We start from the raw sequence: 399 nt of genomic DNA, 5'->3' as shown, positions 1-399 counted from the left end.
CACCAATTCATAATGAAGTGCCAAATCAAGAAGTAGCCGCTGGGCCAACAACAACACCGGTAACACCAGCTGCACCAATTCATAATGAAGTACCAAATCAAGAAGTAGCCGCTGGGGCAACGACAACACCGGTAACACCAGCTGCACCAATTCATAATGAAGTACCAAATCAAGAAGTAGCCGCTGGGGCAACGACAACACCGGTAACACCGGCTGCACCAATTCATGATGAAGTGCCAGGTCAAGAAGTAGCTGCTGGGCCAACAACAACACCGGTAACACCAGCTGCACCAATTCATAATGAAGTACCAAATCAAGAAGTAGCTGCTGGGCCAACGACAACACCGGTAACACCAGCTGCACCAATTCATAATGAAGTGCCAAATCAAGAAGTAGCCG

General features: G+C 48.4%; 1 pseudogene. It reads left to right on the top strand.

Annotated elements, in window-relative coordinates:
* Positions 1–399 (top strand): annotated as a pseudogene (locus MR115_RS29660) (hypothetical protein); the annotation flags it as partial.

Source organism: Bacillus cereus group sp. BfR-BA-01309 (genome assembly GCF_022664315.1).
GTDB lineage: Bacteria > Bacillota > Bacilli > Bacillales > Bacillaceae_G > Bacillus_A > Bacillus_A mobilis.
Note: the sequence above shows the minus strand (reverse complement) of the source record. Positions and strands in the feature narration are given on the sequence as shown.